We start from the raw sequence: 15,220 nt of genomic DNA on the forward strand, positions 1-15,220 counted from the left end.
GGGGCAATGGGAACAACCACCTCATTGGCATGGGGGCTGCAGGCTAACTAAGGATTATAGGTCATCGGTGAAGAGGGCTTGCTGCGCGCCGGCAGTGGACTTCCTCGGTATTCCCAGGTGGTCCCATGCCGCCGGCGTTGCTACCCGGCCACGCGGTGTGCGGGTGATCAGTCCGATGCGCACGAGGAACGGCTCCACCACAGATTCGATGGTGTCCGCTTCTTCCCCGACCGAGACGGCCAGCGTGTTCAGGCCGACCGGGCCTCCGTCGAAACGCATCAGGATGGCCTGCATGACGGCGCGGTCGATGCGGTCCAGGCCGAGTTCGTCGACATCGTAGAGCTCCAGCGCCGCACGCACCGCCTTACGGTCCGCCCGCTCGCCGTGCACAAGCGCGTAGTCGCGCACGCGGCGCAGGAGGCGGTTGGCGATGCGGGGCGTGCCCCGGCAGCGGCCTGCGATCTCGGCGATGGCATCCCTGTCGATCTCGAAATCGAGGAGCACGGCGGCCCGATCGAGAACGCGTTCCAGTTCGGCGTCGTCATAGAACTCGAGATGAGCGGTGAATCCGAAGCGGTCGCGAAGCGGGTTCGGCAGCAGCCCGGACCGGGTGGTCGCGCCGACGAGCGTGAACGGCGCGAGGTCGAGCGGGATCGAGGTCGCCCCGGCACCCTTTCCGACCATGATGTCGATGCGAAAGTCTTCCATGGCGAGGTACAGCATCTCCTCGGCCGAACGCGCCATGCGATGGATCTCGTCGATGAACAGCACCTCGCCGGGCACGAGCGACGACAGCAACGCGGCGAGATCCCCGGCATGCTGGATGGCCGGACCGCTCGACATGCGCAGCGTGCGGCCGCTCTCGTGCGCGACGATCATCGCGAGCGTCGTCTTCCCGAGGCCGGGCGGCCCGGCCAGCAGGATGTGATCGGGCGTGCGCTCCTGCATACGGGCGGCGGTGAGCAGGAGCTGCAGCTGCCCGCGCACCTTGGACTGGCCGACGAACTCTGCCAGCGACTTGGGACGCAGCGCCCCTTCGAACGCGAGCTCCGCCTCTGACTGCGCCTCGGGAGCCGTGAGATCGTCGCTCATGCTTGCTGCCTCGCGGTGGGACCGAGCCGCGACAGCGCGAGTCGCAGCAGCGACTGCACCGTGTCGCGCTCCGGCTCGGGATGCTCGTCGACCAGTTCACGGACCACCTCGGTGGCGGTCTTCTCGGCCCAGCCGAGTCCGACGAGCGCGATCACGACGCTGTCGGAGACATCCGAACGCGGTATCTGAGCAACGGTCTGCACGGGTTTCGCCGGAGCGAACAGCTTGCCGGTGAGCGAGACGACGATGAGCTTCGCGGTCTTCGGCCCGATGCCGCTCACCTTGCGGAACGCGCCGTCATCGTCAGATGCGACGGCCAGTGCGATCTCGTCGGGCGACAGCGCGGCGAGCACGCCGAGCGCCGACTTGGGACCCACTCCGGAAACGCCGATGAGCGACTCGAACACGCCGAGGTGCTCCCTGGCGGGAAAGCCGAACAGGGCGACGGACTCCTGGCGCACGACCATCGAGGTGTACACCGTGGCCTCCTCGCCGATCCGCAAGCTTCTGGCGTGATCCGGCGTGACCTGAACGGCGTATCCCACTCCCCCGACGTCGATGACGACGACGCCGTCGGATGCCTGCAGCACGGTTCCGCGAAGGGAGGAGATCACCTCGCAAGCCTATGGGCGATTGAGGCTCGGACGTTGAGGGCTGGCCCTCAACGTCCGAGCCGATTGAGTCTGTGAGCGGCGTCAGCCGCGATATTGTGGGCCGCTGACCGTCCCGACGACTTCTCCGCGGCGCGCCACGCCTGCTGGGCGGGCGTCAGGGTGGACGAGCCGGCATCCGGCGCGACGAAGGGTGCGCGCCAGGCATGGCAGATGGCGATGGCGAGGGCATCCGCCGCATCCGCCGGTTTCGGAATCTGATCGAGTCCGAGAACCTTGGCGACCATGTTCTGCACCTGGCGCTTCTCCGCCGTGCCGTAACCGGTGATCGCCGCCTTGACTTCTGTCGGCGTGTGCAGACCGACTGGCAGCGCGCGTGAAGCCGCTGCGTGCAGCGCGACGCCACTGATCTGCGCCACGCCCATCACCGTGCGCACGTTGTGCTGAGCGAAGACGCGCTCGATCGCGATCGCATCCGGCCGATGCTGGTCCATGAGGGCGGCGATGCCGTCGCCGATCGTCAGAAGCCGCCGCTCGAGCGGGGCATCCGGTGCTGTACGGATGACCGTGACTGCGACGAGCGTCGCCCGCCTGTCCGGTGCGACGTCCACGACGCCGACCCCGCAGCGAGTCAATCCTGGATCGATCCCGAGAACCCGCACCGCGTCTCCCCGCATCCGATCGCTTGCAGGCCTCGTCGCTCTACTCGTCGTCTTCGAGTTCTGCCTGAACCTCGGGGCTGAGGTCGAGGTTGGTGTAGACGTTCTGCACGTCGTCGGAGTCCTCGAGCGCGTCGATCAACCGGAACACCTTGCGCGCGGTCTCGACGTCGACCTCGACTTTCACCTGCGGCACGAACTCGACATCGGCGGAGTCGTAGTCGATTCCGGCATCTTGCAACGCGGTTCGCGTCGCGACGAGGTCGCTGGCCTCGGTCAGCACCTCGAAGCCGTCGCCCTGCGGGGTGACCTCTTCGGCGCCCGCATCGAGCACAGCGGTCAGCACGTCGTCTTCCGTCGTGCCCTCTGCGGGAACGACGATGACGCCCTTGCGGTGGAAGTTGTACGAGACCGATCCCGGATCGGCCATCGTTCCGCCGTTGCGGGTCATCGCAGTGCGCACGTCGGCCGCCGCCCGGTTCTTGTTATCGGTGAGGCACTCGATGAGCAGCGCGACGCCGTTCGGGCCGTACCCCTCATACATGATCGTCGCGTAGTCGATGCTCTCGCCGGTCAGGCCGGCGCCGCGCTTGATGGCCCGGTCGATGTTGTCGTTGGGCACCGAGGTCTTCTTCGCCTTCTGCACAGCGTCGACCAGCGTCGGGTTGCCGGAGAGGTCGGCGCCGCCGATCTTGGCGGCCACCTCGATGTTCTTGATGAGCTTGGCGAACGACTTGGCACGGCGTGCGTCGATGACAGCCTTCTTGTGCTTCGTCGTGGCCCACTTGGAATGCCCGGACACAATGCTCCTGACGTTTCGTGAAAGATCCGATCCATTCTAGAGGCGACTGAGGCGAGAGTTGAGCGAGCTCGCTCGTTCAACCGAGCCGATGGAGTCTCTGAGTGGCGCAGCTGCGAACGGACCGGCGCTGTCCGGCATCAAGGTCGTCGCCGTCATGGCGGACGGGAAATCGGGTTTCCCGACATGGCATGATCGACCGGTGAAGGTCCTCTCGATCCAGTCCGCCGTCGCATACGGGCACGTCGGCAACTCCGCCGCCGTCTTCCCCCTTCAGCGCATCGGAGTCGAGGTTCTGCCGGTGTACACGGTGAACTTCTCCAACCACACCGGATACGGAGCGTGGCGAGGACCGCTGATCGCACCGGCCGACGTCGCCGAGGTCATCGCGGGCATCGAGGATCGCGGAGTCTTTCCCGAGATCGACGTCGTGCTCTCCGGCTACCAGGGCAGCGACGGGATCGGCGATGTGATCCTCGACGCCGTCTCTCGAGTGAAGGCAGCCAACCCGAACGCGATCTACGCGTGCGATCCCGTGATGGGCAACGCGAAGTCCGGATGCTTCGTCGCGCCGGAGATTCCGGTACTGCTGCGCGACCGCGTGGTGCCCTCGGCCGACATCGTGACGCCGAACCAGTTCGAACTCGGTTACCTCACCGGCACGCAGCCCCGCACCCTGGAATCGACCCTCGCCGCCGTCGACGCGCTGCGAGCGGCGGGCCCGGACGTCGTGCTGGTCACCAGCGTCGAGCGCCCCGACCGGGAACCGGACACGATCGAGATGCTCGCGGTCGATGAGCATGGCGCCTGGATCGTTCAGACCCCGCTGATTCCGATGAAAGCCAACGGCTCTGGCGACGTCACGGCGGCACTGTTCACCGCCCACTACCGGTCAAGCGCCGACGCGGCCGATGCACTCGGCCGCACCGTTTCGAGCGTTTACGACCTGCTCGCCCTCACGAATGAGCGCCGGTCCCGGGAACTGCTGCTCGTGGAATCGCAGGAGTTCTACGCGCAGCCTCGGCTGCAGTTCACTGTTCGGCAGATTCGCTGACCCTCGCGCCGCGAAGTCAGGCCGGCCAGGCATCCGCGATCGCCTGGCGCACCTCCCCGAGAAGCTGCGGCAGTGCCTTCGTCTTGGCGATGATCGGCAGGAAGTTGGCGTCGGCACGCCACCTCGGCACGACGTGCTGGTGAAGATGCGAGGCGATGCCGGCGCCGGCGATCTCGCCCTGGTTCATACCGATGTTGAACCCATCGTTCCGTGACACCGAACGGATGACTCGCATCGCGGTCTGCGTGATCGTCGCGATCTCGTCGGTCTCCTCCGGCGTCGCCTCGTCGTACAAAGACACGTGACGGTACGGACAAACCAGCAGATGGCCACTGTTGTACGGGAACAGGTTCAGCAGAGCGTATGCGTGCACGCCGCGATGCACGATCAGGGACTGCTCGTCCGACAGCGAAGGAGCCACGCAGAAAGGGCATTCGCCGGCGTGCGGTGCCTGCTGCCCCTGCTGGATGTACACCATGCGATGCGGCGTCCACAGCCGCTGGAACTCGTCGGGCACACCGGCGAGCAGCGACGGGTCGTCCAACTGAACCCGCTGAGCGTCATCCCCCTGTGCCTGCCGCGGCTCGTCGTCCTGGACCGAATCGTAAGAATCCAGCGTCAGGCGGGCCATGCCGTGACGACCTGCTCATGATCGCGAATGGAGCGAAGGATGCGCTCGATCGCGTCGTCGATCGGAACCCCGTTGAGTTGCGAGCCGTCGCGGAAACGGAAGCTGACTGTACCGGCCGCTCGGTCCTGCTCCCCCACGATCAACTGGAACGGCACCTTCTGCGTCGTCGCATTGCGGATCTTCTTCTGCATGCGGTCGTCCGAGCGATCCACCTCGACACGCACGTCGTGCTCGCGAAGGCGCCGTGCGACCTCTTCCAGGTATGGCGCGTACTCGTCGGCGACGGGGATGCCAACGACCTGCACCGGCGACAGCCAGACCGGGAAGGCGCCGGCGTAGTGCTCGAGCAGGATGGCGAAGAACCGTTCGATCGACCCGAGAAGGGCACGGTGAATCATCACCGGCCGCTTGCGTGTGCCGTCGGCCGCCGTGTACTCCAGCTCGAACAGCTCAGGCTCGAAGAAGTCGAGCTGCACGGTGGAGAGCTGCCAGGTGCGGCCGATGGCATCTCTCGCCTGCACCGAGATCTTGGGGCCGTAGAACGCAGCTCCGCCCGGGTCGTCCACGAGTTCTAGCCCCGACTCCAGCGCGACCTGACGCAGGGTCTCGGTCGCCTCCTCCCAGACGGCGTCGTCTCCGACGTACTTCTCCGGGTCCTTCGTCGACAGCTCGAGATAGAAGTCGCTGAGGCCGTATCCGCGCAGGGTCTCCAGCACCAGCTCGAGCTGCGTGGCGATCTCGGCCTTGACCTGCTCGGGCGCGACGTAGGCGTGCGCGTCGTCCTGCGTCAGCCCGCGCACCCGGGTGAGGCCGGAGAGTGTTCCGCTCTTCTCGTACCGGTACACGGTTCCGAACTCGGCAAGGCGCAGTGGCAGTTCGCGATAGCTGCGGCCGCGCGCCCGGAAGATCAGGTTGTGCATCGGGCAGTTCATCGGCTTCAGGTAGTAGTCCTGCCCGGGTTTGACGACGATGCCGTCGGCATCCGTCTCCTCGTCCACGTGCATGGGAGGGAACATGCCGTCCGCGTACCACTCGAGGTGCTTGCTGATCTCGTACAGGTGCGCCTTGGTGATGTGCGGAGTGTTGACCAGCTCATAGCCGTTGCGCAGCAGCTGCTTCCGGAGGTAGTCCTCGATCTCGTAGCGGACGATCCCACCCTTCGGATGGAACACCGACAGACCGGAGCCGATCTCGTCGGGGAACGAGAACAGGTCGAGCTCGGCACCGAGCTTGCGGTGGTCGCGTCGCGCCGCCTCTGCCATGCGCTCCTGGTAAGCGCGCAGCTCGTCCTTGGTGGGCCATGCGGTGCCGTAGATGCGCTGCAGCTGCGGGTTCTTCTCACTCCCCCGCCAGTACGCGGCCGCGACTCGGGTGAGCGCGAAGCCATTTCCGATCAGCCGGGTGTTCGGCAGATGCGGACCCCGACAGAGGTCTTTCCAGATCACCTCGCCCGTCTTCGGGTCGACGTTGTCGTAGATGGTCAGCTCTCCGTGGCCGACCTCGACTTCTTCGTTGTCCTGCCCGAGCGCATCAGCGGATGCCGACCCGCCCTTCAGTCCGATGAGTTCGAGCTTGTAGGGCTCGTCGGCCAGCTCCGCACGCGCCTCATCATCGGTGACGACCCGGCGCACGAATCGCTGGCCCTGCCGCACGATGCGATCCATCGCCTTCTGGAGCGACTTCAAATCCTCCGGTGTGAACGACTCCGCGACGTCGAAGTCGTAATAGAAGCCATCGGTCACAGGGGGACCGATGCCCAGCTTCGCCTCCGGGTTGATCGACTGCACCGCCTGCGCGAGCACGTGCGCCGTCGAGTGCCGAAGGATGTTCAGGCCATCCGGTGAATCGATGTCCACGGGGACGACATCGTCGTCCGTAGTCACCGTGGTCGCGAGATCCTTCAACTCACCGTTGACGCGCATGGCGACAACGGAAGGGTCTGGGAAGAGCTCGAAACCGTCCGGCACTGTCCACTCCTGAGTCGGTGGGGCGAAAAGGGATGCCTTCTACTCTAGGGGCGATCCCGATATCACCCTGCCGCTTGGGAGCATCCCTCGCAGGGCGCCGCGAGGCCCAGTGCCGGGGCGAGCCGCGCGAACCCGGCCGTGAGTCCGTCGGCGAGGTTCTTTCCGACGTGAGCGACGCCGGGAAGCGTCAGCAGCGTCACGTGCATGCCGGCAGCCGCGGCCGACGTCGCCAGGGAGCGTGTCGCCGGTCCGAACGCCGTGTCGAGCGCTCCGGTCGTGATCACCGCGTCGACGCCCGAGTACGAACCCGTATGCGCGGCGAGGATGGCCTCCGGCTTGTCCGCCGCCCATGCGCTGCGGTCACCGGCGTACACCGACTGGATGACCGTCTGCGAGTAGTGCATTCCCGGGTATTCCTCGGGCGAGACCGAGAGCACGTTGCGGAAGACATCCGGATCTTGCGCCGCGAACTTGACGGCGCAGGTCGCACCGTTGGAGTATCCGGCGATCACCCAGTACCGGGGGTCCTGGATGATGTGCAGGTGCGACTTCGCCCAGTCGAGGACATCCGTCTTGACGTAGGTGGCCGCGTCTCCACGAGCCGCGGAATCGGCGCAGGCCGGGTCGCCGTCCGTCCCGACCTGGTCTGCGACGACGACGATCGGTGCGAGTCCTTCATGCTGGCTCGCGAATCGGTTCATGACGGCCGAGATCGGGTCCGGATTCGGTGTGCCCGGGTATCCCATCATCATGATGACGAGCGGCAGGGCCGGCGCGTCCTTCACAAGGGCTGCCGGGGGCAGGTAGAGGCCCGCCGGACGTGCATGGAACCTCGACACCGGTGCCGGGATGGTGACCGTGCCCACCCGTCCGATGGTCGGCATGTCGTGCGGTGCAACCCACGTGGCCGCCAGAGGCTCCCCGGTGGTGGGCGAAGAGGTCGCATGCGCCTTGGGAAGTTTGATCGGATGCCGAACGACGACGCCGAGCAGGTCGCCGATCGTTGGATTGAGACCGAACACGGCGTTCACCTGCACGGTGCCGGTGATCACGAAGACGGCGATGCCCACGATCGCAATCGCCCGTCTCCGCCACCGCGTCTTCCAAAGACTGACGATGGCGAGTCCCACCGCGGCGAACGTCGCTACGCACCAGATGGCGACCTCGGCCGGAAGCGGTATCTCGAACATCCCCGTCGCGTCTGCGATGAGCACGAACACGAACGCGATGAGTGCTCCCGCGAGGATGCCCGCCGCCGCAAGGACCATCCATCGCGGGCTCGGCCGCCGGAGAACCAGCAGCAGCACGAAGACGGCCGACAGGACGCACAAAATCCACGGAACGGGACCGCCGATGATCTGCGTCGTCAGCAGTGCGTCCATGGCTTTCCCCCTCGTGGTCGGGGTCAACCGTATGTGTCGAGGGTCGCGGTCACCTGCGCGGCGCAGCTGGCGGGGCTGAGAGTTCCATCATCGACGCCTATCCGGACTCCGAGTGAATGCCGGGTTACAGCCCCTGGAGCGCTCAGCCCTGATCTAGCGCGTGTCGGTGGTCGGTGGCATGATTGCCGCCGTGCCGACCCGTCGATGCCCTGTCTGTGGCTCTGAGCGCATCGCGCGCGCCGTCTACGGCCAGCTGGAGCGCCCTGGAGATGTTTTCTACGCCGGATGCGTGGTCGAGCCCGACGGGCCGCGCCGGTTCGGATGCCACGAGTGCGAAGCGCTCTTCGATCAGCCCTCCACCGGAGCACCTGCAGCTAGGGCTTGAGCAGTCCGCGACCCGCGCGACTTGCGCATCCGTCGGCGGCTCCCGCGACGGTCGGCTCCGTCGCTGTCTCCTCCGGTCAGATCAATTCCCAAGCATCACGCACGGGGCATGGCAGAAGTCGGCCCGTCCAGATCTCGCCAGTCGAACCCGTCACTTTCGTTGGACGGACTGCGCGGAATGGCACGCGAAAGGAACGGCCCGGAGATCAGAACAGCCTCTGACCGGATAATTCCCGATCAGAGGCTGTTTCTGCTCTGTGCGCGATACTGGGATCGAACCAGTGACCTCTTCCGTGTCAGGGAAGCGCGCTACCGCTGCGCCAATCGCGCCTGTAAAGGCTGTTGCTTTGTCCGACCGAAGTCGAGAGTGGAGGTGGCGACGGGATTCGAACCCGTGTATACGGCTTTGCAGGCCGCTGCCTCGCCTCTCGGCCACGCCACCGTGTGTGGGTTCGTGTGTGGCTTCCCACATCCATGCATCGGCCGGCGGCCGACTCACACTCGAGCGGATGACGAGACTCGAACTCGCGACCCTCACCTTGGCAAGGTGATGCGCTACCAACTGCGCCACATCCGCATTTGCTCGCATTTCTGCGTGCCTTGAAACTGTAGCCGATCATCCTTCCGATGTTCAAACCGACGGCAGGTGCGTGTCGCCCATCGCGCGTGTCGCGAAGAAGGACTCGCCCGGACCGCTCCGCGATGTGCGTGGCCGGCTCAACGTCGGCTAGTATCGGTACCCGCGGCAGTCGAGATATCGATGCTCGCGGGCGATTGGCGCAGTTGGTAGCGCGCTTCCTTCACACGGAAGAGGTCATCAGTTCGAGTCTGGTATCGCCCACAAGAAATACCCCCGGTTAACCGGGGGTTTTCTCGTTCTTCGGGTGAGTCTGTCGATGTCAGATCGAGGCTGTACCCCAACCGATACCCCAACGCGCTTTCATAGGCCGACCGCCGCGGCTGCAGCCTTCATCGCGGCATCCTGTGCGTTCGCGGTCGCGTGCGCGTAGACGTCAGCGGTGATACTCGCTCGCGCATGCCCGAGCACCGCCGAGACTGCAGCCAGCGGCACGCCCGCCTCAAGCATCGCTGTCGCGGCAGTGTGTCGCAGCGTGTGCACCGCGGCACCCTTCACGCCCGCACGCGCCGCCGCCAGCTTGAGACTGCGCAGTGCCGTCGACGGATCGACAGGACGGCCCGTGAGCGTCGTAAACACGTGCCCTGAATCAACCCACAGCGACCCCGCGGCGAGCCGCGCCTCTAGTTGCCGCACTCGGTGCGCTCGTAGTAGTGCGACGACGCCTGGCGACAGCGTGAGCGTGCGCCGACTCTTCGCCGTCTTCGGCGTCGTCACGATCAAGCGACCGTTGACCCGTGACAGAGTGCCCGCGATCCTCGCTGTGCTCGCATCGAGGTCGATGTGCTCCCAGTGCAGCGCGAGCGCTTCGCCTTTACGCAGCCCGGTCGCGGCGATGAACGCCAGCAGTGGGTACATGGTCGAGATACGCCCGTGCGGGTTCTCGTCAAGCTCCTTCGCTGCCTTGAGAATCGCCGTCGACTCGTCGTGCGTCAGAAACCGCGCCTCGTGGTGTTCGACGGCTGGTGCCTCTGCCGCAGCTGCCGGGTTGCGCGCAAGCAGCCGGTCGCGAACCGCTCCGTCGAGCACGACCCGCAGGCAGTTGTACGCCTTCCGGATCGTTGCGTCTGACAGCCGCCGAACCGTCACGGGTTCACCGTCCTCGCCCGTGACCGGCTTACCGTCGTCACCGCGAACCGGCTTCGTGAATGCCCGCAGGTCCACGAGCCAACGATCCACGTCTGAGGGCCGCAGCTTCGCGAGCGTGATCCGACCGAGCCGCGTCGGAGTCACGTACGACCGCAGCACCGTCGCGAACGTCTGCTTCGTCGTCGGCTTGCGCGCGCTCGCCGCGAGCGTCGTGCTGATCCACGACTCAACCCAGCCAGAGACCGTCATCGCGGCATCCGTGGCCGGGCTGCCCGCTTCGATGCGCCGCCGCGCCTCATCGAGCTTCACCTTCGCTGCCGCTCGGGTGCGTCCATAGAAGCTCAGTCGCTTCGTCGCACCGTCGTCGTCTGTGTACGCGAGGCGAGCCTCCCAGCTACCGTTAGTCCGCTGTCTGATCGTGCCCTCGCCGTTGAGCCGCTTGCTCACTGCTCCCTCTCCTTCGCTGCCTTCCGCCGTCTTCTGCCTTCGCGCTCCACCTGTGCCTTACGGCAGTGTTCCGAGTGGTACTTGACCCCTGATGCGTGACCCTGATCGGGGTTTGCGCGCCGCGAGCTTCGGTGTCGAGTGAAAGGCAAGCCGCAGCTTTCGTTGGCGCAGATGAAGAACTCGCGCCCCTGAGCGGCGACCGTGACGAGTTGAAGCACACACGCGTCATAGAGCGTGTGCGTGTTCTCGTCCTCCGCGCCCCCGTAGCGGATGCCGGACCCGGACACCTCGACGAACATCGGGAACGCCTGCAACGCGTCGTTTGCGGCCATCTGCCAGCTGAGCCACGCATCGCTCAGATTGTGCACCGTAAGCGGCTTGGTCATCGCTTCGACGACGCCGTGATCGTTCCCCTGGCGGCTGGCCAGGTATGCACCACTGAGCGCTTGGAGCGTCCGCAGCGCGTTGATTGCATCGGCCACGGGATACGTGTCCCCGACGGTGCTCGTGTCGCTGAACGTATCGACTAGTGCCCCGTGGTCGCTCATGAATCTGACTACAGACTCGGCATCGAGTCGCGCCTGCATGACCTCTTGAAAAACGAAGTCCTCGGGGATGGACACGTACCGGTCGATCGCATCCCAGCCCCCTGCCGCGATCACTCGGGGATCGTCATCGCTGGCAAGTGTCACCATTCCGGCTTCTGTCAGGGTCAGCGGCTCGCGCCACACCCGCACACCATCACGTGGCTCAGCTGGCCACAAGTCAAACGTGGTTCCAAACGTGTTCTTCACGAGACCATCATTACGTGGTTCATTAGACACGTCAAGACGAACCACTGTCAGCGGTGGACATCTACGGACTAGAAGGAGATGAAATCGTGCCTGTCGCCACTCCCCCGCTAATGCACCCGGTCTATCCGGATGCCGCGCTGGTGCTCGGGGGTATATCCCGCGCGAAGCTCTACACCGAAATCAAGGCCGGGCGTATCCGGGTTGTGAAGGTCGGGGCTCGAAGCTTCATCACTCAGGCCGAGCTAGAGCGATATGTCGCCTCGCTCAACGTCGGTGCCTGAACAGACCACTCCGAGGGCCGCGCAACGACCGAAGGACAACTGATGTACGCACAGAAAAGCCGCCCCGGACGGGAACCCGAGGCGGCCAGTACAACTGATGTACCACCGATTCTATCCGCTCATCGGCTGGGCATGCCCGTGCTCGTCGTCGTGTTGGACGAGACGCACGACTGGCGGCACCTGGTGCACGCCACGGCATCCGCCCGCCCTGGCCAGCACGTTCGTGTCGTCATCGTCGGCGACGTGCGCCCGCCCGTGTTCGGCATCGAGCAGGTGCGCACCGACTTGACGCTCCAGTTCGAGTCCACCAGTGCGGACGTTCTCGACGTCTGGTGCACGGCGTTCGAGGGGGTGACTCGATGAGGGACTTCTGGGATACCCGCGAAGAGTTGTCCGCGATCCGGTCGTTCGCGCACTCTCGGATGCTGTCAGCTGATGCCGTATTGGCTGCGACGCTGGCACGAGTCGCTGTGCTCGTTCCGCCGACGATCCAGCTACCGGCGATCATCGGCTCGCGGTCGCCGCTGTCGACGTACGTGGGCATCGTGTCCGCGTCCGGTGGCGGCAAGTCGTCGGCGTGGGCGGCAGCCGGGGAGCTCATAGGTACACCTGCAGGTGCCGCTGCTTACGCGCAGGTCGGCATGGGTTCCGGCGAGGGCATCATCGAGCATCTGTCCGCGACGGGCGACGACGACCACCGAGAGCACGAGAACCTACTGCTTGAGGCCGACGAAATCGGTGGGCTCGAAACGCTGGCCGGTCGGACGGGCGCGACCCTCGCGGGCGTCCTCAAGACCGGATGGTCAGGCGGGCTCCTGCACAACGCGAACCGGTCCGCCAGCGGCAAGGTCGAAGCGGGAACCTACGCGCTGGGCTGCTACGTCGGCATCCAGCCGAAAGCCGCGGGGTGGCTGCTCGACGCCACGGGCGACGGATTCTTCCAGAGGTTCGTGTTCTTCCGCGGCAACGACGACACGGTGCCGGTCGACGCCGCCGACACGGGCGAACGCCTCAGTATCGCTATCCCGCGCCCCGGTGACCTCGACGCGGGCGCGCTGCACGTCGAGTCCAGCATCCGGAAGGTGATCCGCGCTGACCGACTCCGCGCCGTTCGCAACGTCGACCTTGGAGTCGAACGCATCGACTCGCACCGCAACCTGATTCGCCTACGACTGGCCGCGCTGCTCGCGATCCTGTGTAAGAGCTTCATCGTCCGCTGGGACGACTGGCAGCTGGCGGGAACGATCTTGGAGCGCTCTGACGCCCTCGCGGATGGCATGCGCGCCGTCGTCGCAGAGTCCGCACGAGATGCAGCTGTAGCGGTTGCTTCTGCGCGTCTCGACGTTGCCGAACGTGTGGAGGCAACGACCATCGGCAAGGCGTCGGTGCGCATCGTCGGATTACTCACCGACAAGTACGACGCCGCGTCGAAGGTCCGCAAGAGGCTGACGAACTCGCTCCGAGGGTCGTTCGATGACGCACTTGACGTGCTCGAAGCATCCGGCCAGATCGAAGTGAAGTCGACGGGTGACGGGCGCTGGATTCGCCGACGTGCCGTCACCCCGTCACCCCGTCACCCCTTGAAAACACTGGGATCGGAGGGGGTGACGGCGGGTGACGCGTCACCCCTCCCCAACCCAGACCAGCACGTGACCCGCGCCCGCGAAGCGTGGGCCACAACGAAAGGAACCGCAGCATGACCGAGAACGAAGACCTGATCGAGCGGGCGGCCAGGGCGGTGAACACCTGCCGCGACCACGCGGGCAATGTCAGCGCGTTGACGCAGGTACTAGCCGACGTCGAACACCAGGGGGCACGCGCCCCGCGCACGCTGCCGTCGCACGTGTGGCCCGATGGTCGACCACCCGTTGACGAGTACGAGCGTAGGCCACGCCCGTGAGCGACGAGCACAAGCTCGTGCACGAGCGCAGCGGCGGCCAGCTGGTCACCCGGTGCGCGTGCGGTACCGGCCACCAGGTGAAGCGCACCACGCTGACCGACTCATGGCCGGGGCGCAACACCTACCACCGTGCGGAGTGTTCGTGCGGCTGGCGATTCGAGCTATCCGTGGCAGAAGCCACGTACCGAGCACTGGCGCAGCATCTTGCCGCCAGCCATCCAGCCGCGACCGCGGCACACACCGAGAGGAACGAACCATGACCGTCGAACACGCCCGAGCAGCAGACACCACCACCGACACCGGCTGGGGGCAGACCAATACCACGGTCGCATGCACGTGCGGCACATGCTTCCGAGGCCTGTCCAGCACCGACAGCGAGCCGTACGTGCTCGCCGTCCAGACCATCGCGGAACACATCGCACAGGCCAACGGGCAGTGACCGAACCGACCAATCGAAAGGAACGAACCATGACAACGAAAGCGTTGACACCATCCAAGACCGCAGCCAAGACGGCGGCACCGACCATCGAACAGCGCGAAGCGAGCCTTGCCGAGGCGCAGCGGAAACTGAAGGCGGAACAGGCGCGGCTTGCCGCCGAGCGAGCCGAGCATGACGCGCGGATCGCCGAGGCGCAACGCAAGGCTGAGGCATCCGTGCTCGACGGTATCGAGGCGGGCATCCGTGCGCGCCGCATACAGCAGATCGAAGCGCAGCAGGCGCTCGACGCTATGGCCGGTGCCGAAGTGCTCGACCTGAACGCATTGGCTGTCGCGTTCGATGCCGCCGCGAACGCCGCCGCACGACTCCGCGGCTACCAGCAGAGCGCCTATGACGCGCTCGGCAAGGCAGGGCTTGACCAGTCCATCGCGGACGACGGCATCAGCGGCATCACTACGCAGACCCAGCACCGGCACGAACGGAACGCCGAAGGCACGCTCGTGCCCGTCTACGACGAGGCGGGCCAGGCCGTGATGGAGACGATCACGATTCGCCGTCGTCCGGCGCAGCACGAGGGCATCCCGTTCTCGCAATACCTGGATCGCGTCGTTGTCCACCGCCAGCACCTGGCACAGATCGCCGGGGGCGACGACCTCACGCAGGCGCTCGCCGAAGCCCGCCAGACCGCCGCAACCGCGGCATAACCGAGAGAGGAACACGACCATGGAACTAGGCGAATCCATCAACAGGCAGCGCGCTGCATTCAGGACGCGAGCACGAGAAGCCACTGCCGCACCGGAACCGGAAGTGCCAGGCGTCGACGGGCTCACCCGCACGCAGCGCATGGACGCCGCGCGAGCCGATGCCCTCCGCAGCGGTGCCGAGCACGAGGCTGCGGCGCACGAGGCGCTGCTGAGCGGTGACACAACGCGCCTCATCCAGGCGACCAACGCCGCACTGCACGCGAAGGCACGCGCCACGGCGAACGTGCCCACCTACGCAGACGGCGGATCGCGCCTGTAACCACCCGCCGGGGCGCACGAGGATGTGACCG

The 15,220-nt window shown here is 66.0% G+C and carries 18 protein-coding genes and 4 tRNA genes; 10 read left to right on the plus strand and 12 right to left on the minus strand.

Translation table 11 applies throughout. The annotated features are described in order from the left end of the window. Window positions 1-54: 54 nt before the first annotated feature. Genes ruvB through ACYVII_RS00325 form a run of 4 tightly spaced genes read right to left on the minus strand, consistent with a single transcriptional unit; the run spans window position 55 to window position 3,164 of the window. Entirely contained in the window at window positions 55-1,092 is a 1,038-nt protein-coding gene (gene ruvB / locus ACYVII_RS00310) for a Holliday junction branch migration DNA helicase RuvB (protein WP_460529253.1), read from the minus strand. Then, window positions 1,089-1,706 carry a Holliday junction branch migration protein RuvA gene (gene ruvA / locus ACYVII_RS00315; RefSeq protein ID WP_460529257.1) on the minus strand — a complete coding sequence of 206 codons (618 nt, stop codon included), beginning with the start codon at window positions 1,704-1,706 and terminating at the stop codon, window positions 1,089-1,091. The genes ruvB and ruvA overlap by 4 nt, the downstream gene beginning before the upstream one ends. A 47-nt stretch (window positions 1,707-1,753) precedes the next feature. After that, window positions 1,754-2,380 carry a crossover junction endodeoxyribonuclease RuvC gene (ruvC, locus tag ACYVII_RS00320; protein WP_460529260.1) on the minus strand — a complete coding sequence of 209 codons (627 nt, stop codon included), beginning with the start codon at window positions 2,378-2,380 and terminating at the stop codon, window positions 1,754-1,756. 25 nt (window positions 2,381-2,405) lie between these two features. Further along, entirely contained in the window at window positions 2,406-3,164 is a 759-nt protein-coding gene (locus ACYVII_RS00325) for a YebC/PmpR family DNA-binding transcriptional regulator (protein ID WP_460529263.1), read from the minus strand. Between the two features lie 199 nt (window positions 3,165-3,363). Between ACYVII_RS00325 and pdxY the strand changes: the two genes are divergently transcribed. Continuing rightward, window positions 3,364-4,215, plus strand: a complete 852-nt coding sequence (gene pdxY / locus ACYVII_RS00330) for a pyridoxal kinase PdxY (protein ID WP_460529266.1) — start codon at window positions 3,364-3,366, stop codon at window positions 4,213-4,215. A gap of 16 nt (window positions 4,216-4,231) precedes the next feature. Here the strand turns inward: pdxY and ACYVII_RS00335 are convergent, their stop codons facing one another. The 6 genes from ACYVII_RS00335 to ACYVII_RS00360 form a co-directional block, all read right to left on the minus strand. After that, window positions 4,232-4,846, minus strand: coding sequence for an HIT family protein (locus ACYVII_RS00335; protein ID WP_460529269.1), 615 nt, complete (start codon window positions 4,844-4,846; stop codon window positions 4,232-4,234). Next, a complete protein-coding gene (thrS, locus tag ACYVII_RS00340) occupies window positions 4,834-6,768 on the minus strand; it encodes a threonine--tRNA ligase (RefSeq protein ID WP_460530482.1) in 1,935 nt (644 codons plus the stop codon). Before thrS ends, ACYVII_RS00335 begins: the two co-directional genes overlap by 13 nt. 107 nt (window positions 6,769-6,875) lie before the next feature. Continuing rightward, a complete protein-coding gene (locus ACYVII_RS00345) occupies window positions 6,876-8,195 on the minus strand; it encodes an alpha/beta hydrolase (RefSeq protein ID WP_460529272.1) in 1,320 nt (439 codons plus the stop codon). 642 nt (window positions 8,196-8,837) lie between these two features. Next, window positions 8,838-8,909 (minus strand) — tRNA-Val (locus ACYVII_RS00350). 38 nt (window positions 8,910-8,947) lie between these two features. Continuing rightward, a tRNA-Cys gene (locus ACYVII_RS00355) sits at window positions 8,948-9,021 on the minus strand. Window positions 9,022-9,083: 62 nt separating this feature from the next. After that, window positions 9,084-9,156 (minus strand) — tRNA-Gly (locus tag ACYVII_RS00360). Window positions 9,157-9,347: 191 nt separating this feature from the next. Here ACYVII_RS00360 and ACYVII_RS00365 point away from each other — a divergent pair. Further along, a tRNA-Val gene (locus ACYVII_RS00365) sits at window positions 9,348-9,420 on the plus strand. Between the two features lie 99 nt (window positions 9,421-9,519). On the opposite strand, the gene ACYVII_RS00370 is transcribed toward ACYVII_RS00365, so the two are convergent. Continuing rightward, window positions 9,520-10,752: a tyrosine-type recombinase/integrase gene (locus ACYVII_RS00370; protein WP_460529275.1), complete on the minus strand. Its 1,233-nt coding sequence runs from the start codon at window positions 10,750-10,752 to the stop codon at window positions 9,520-9,522. After that, complete coding sequence (locus tag ACYVII_RS00375; RefSeq protein WP_460529278.1) at window positions 10,749-11,546, minus strand: hypothetical protein; 798 nt, start codon at window positions 11,544-11,546, stop codon at window positions 10,749-10,751. The genes ACYVII_RS00370 and ACYVII_RS00375 overlap by 4 nt, the downstream gene beginning before the upstream one ends. An 86-nt stretch (window positions 11,547-11,632) precedes the next feature. On the opposite strand from ACYVII_RS00375, the gene ACYVII_RS00380 reads away from it, so the two are divergent. From ACYVII_RS00380 to ACYVII_RS00415, 8 genes are read left to right on the plus strand one after another with little or no spacing between them, the layout of a single operon-like run. Then, entirely contained in the window at window positions 11,633-11,827 is a 195-nt protein-coding gene (locus ACYVII_RS00380) for a helix-turn-helix domain-containing protein (protein WP_460529281.1), read from the plus strand. Window positions 11,828-11,869: 42 nt separating this feature from the next. Continuing rightward, a complete protein-coding gene (locus ACYVII_RS00385; protein WP_460529284.1) occupies window positions 11,870-12,190 on the plus strand; it encodes a hypothetical protein in 321 nt (106 codons plus the stop codon). After that, complete coding sequence (locus tag ACYVII_RS00390) at window positions 12,187-13,527, plus strand: YfjI family protein (protein ID WP_460529287.1); 1,341 nt, start codon at window positions 12,187-12,189, stop codon at window positions 13,525-13,527. The genes ACYVII_RS00385 and ACYVII_RS00390 overlap by 4 nt, the downstream gene beginning before the upstream one ends. Beyond that, a complete protein-coding gene (locus ACYVII_RS00395) occupies window positions 13,524-13,727 on the plus strand; it encodes a hypothetical protein (protein ID WP_460529289.1) in 204 nt (67 codons plus the stop codon). Before ACYVII_RS00390 ends, ACYVII_RS00395 begins: the two co-directional genes overlap by 4 nt. After that, window positions 13,724-13,987, plus strand: coding sequence for a hypothetical protein (locus ACYVII_RS00400; RefSeq protein WP_460529292.1), 264 nt, complete (start codon window positions 13,724-13,726; stop codon window positions 13,985-13,987). The genes ACYVII_RS00395 and ACYVII_RS00400 overlap by 4 nt, the downstream gene beginning before the upstream one ends. Then, on the plus strand, window positions 13,984-14,166 hold the full coding sequence (locus ACYVII_RS00405; RefSeq protein WP_460529295.1) for a hypothetical protein: 183 nt from the start codon (window positions 13,984-13,986) through the stop codon (window positions 14,164-14,166). Before ACYVII_RS00400 ends, ACYVII_RS00405 begins: the two co-directional genes overlap by 4 nt. Continuing rightward, a complete protein-coding gene (locus ACYVII_RS00410; protein WP_460529298.1) occupies window positions 14,163-14,870 on the plus strand; it encodes a hypothetical protein in 708 nt (235 codons plus the stop codon). The genes ACYVII_RS00405 and ACYVII_RS00410 overlap by 4 nt, the downstream gene beginning before the upstream one ends. 19 nt (window positions 14,871-14,889) lie before the next feature. Then, window positions 14,890-15,189, plus strand: a complete 300-nt coding sequence (locus tag ACYVII_RS00415) for a hypothetical protein (RefSeq protein ID WP_460529301.1) — start codon at window positions 14,890-14,892, stop codon at window positions 15,187-15,189. Window positions 15,190-15,220: the final 31 nt, after the last annotated feature.

Source organism: Humibacter ginsengiterrae (assembly GCF_054780115.1).

What these genes read in the sequence shown, in the direction of transcription:
- ruvB (WP_460529253.1), bottom strand. Translation starts at nt 1,092, where the DNA reads ATGAGCGACGATCTCACGGCTCCCGAGGCGCAGTCAGAGGCGGAGCTC.
- ACYVII_RS00395 (WP_460529289.1), top strand. Translation starts at nt 13,524, where the DNA reads ATGACCGAGAACGAAGACCTGATCGAGCGGGCGGCCAGGGCGGTGAAC.
- ACYVII_RS00415 (WP_460529301.1), top strand. Translation starts at nt 14,890, where the DNA reads ATGGAACTAGGCGAATCCATCAACAGGCAGCGCGCTGCATTCAGGACG.
- ACYVII_RS00345 (WP_460529272.1), bottom strand. Translation starts at nt 8,195, where the DNA reads ATGGACGCACTGCTGACGACGCAGATCATCGGCGGTCCCGTTCCGTGG.
- ACYVII_RS00385 (WP_460529284.1), top strand. Translation starts at nt 11,870, where the DNA reads ATGTACGCACAGAAAAGCCGCCCCGGACGGGAACCCGAGGCGGCCAGT.
- ACYVII_RS00390 (WP_460529287.1), top strand. Translation starts at nt 12,187, where the DNA reads ATGAGGGACTTCTGGGATACCCGCGAAGAGTTGTCCGCGATCCGGTCG.
- thrS (WP_460530482.1), bottom strand. Translation starts at nt 6,768, where the DNA reads ATGCGCGTCAACGGTGAGTTGAAGGATCTCGCGACCACGGTGACTACG.
- ACYVII_RS00405 (WP_460529295.1), top strand. Translation starts at nt 13,984, where the DNA reads ATGACCGTCGAACACGCCCGAGCAGCAGACACCACCACCGACACCGGC.
- ACYVII_RS00335 (WP_460529269.1), bottom strand. Translation starts at nt 4,846, where the DNA reads ATGGCCCGCCTGACGCTGGATTCTTACGATTCGGTCCAGGACGACGAG.
- ruvC (WP_460529260.1), bottom strand. Translation starts at nt 2,380, where the DNA reads ATGCGGGGAGACGCGGTGCGGGTTCTCGGGATCGATCCAGGATTGACT.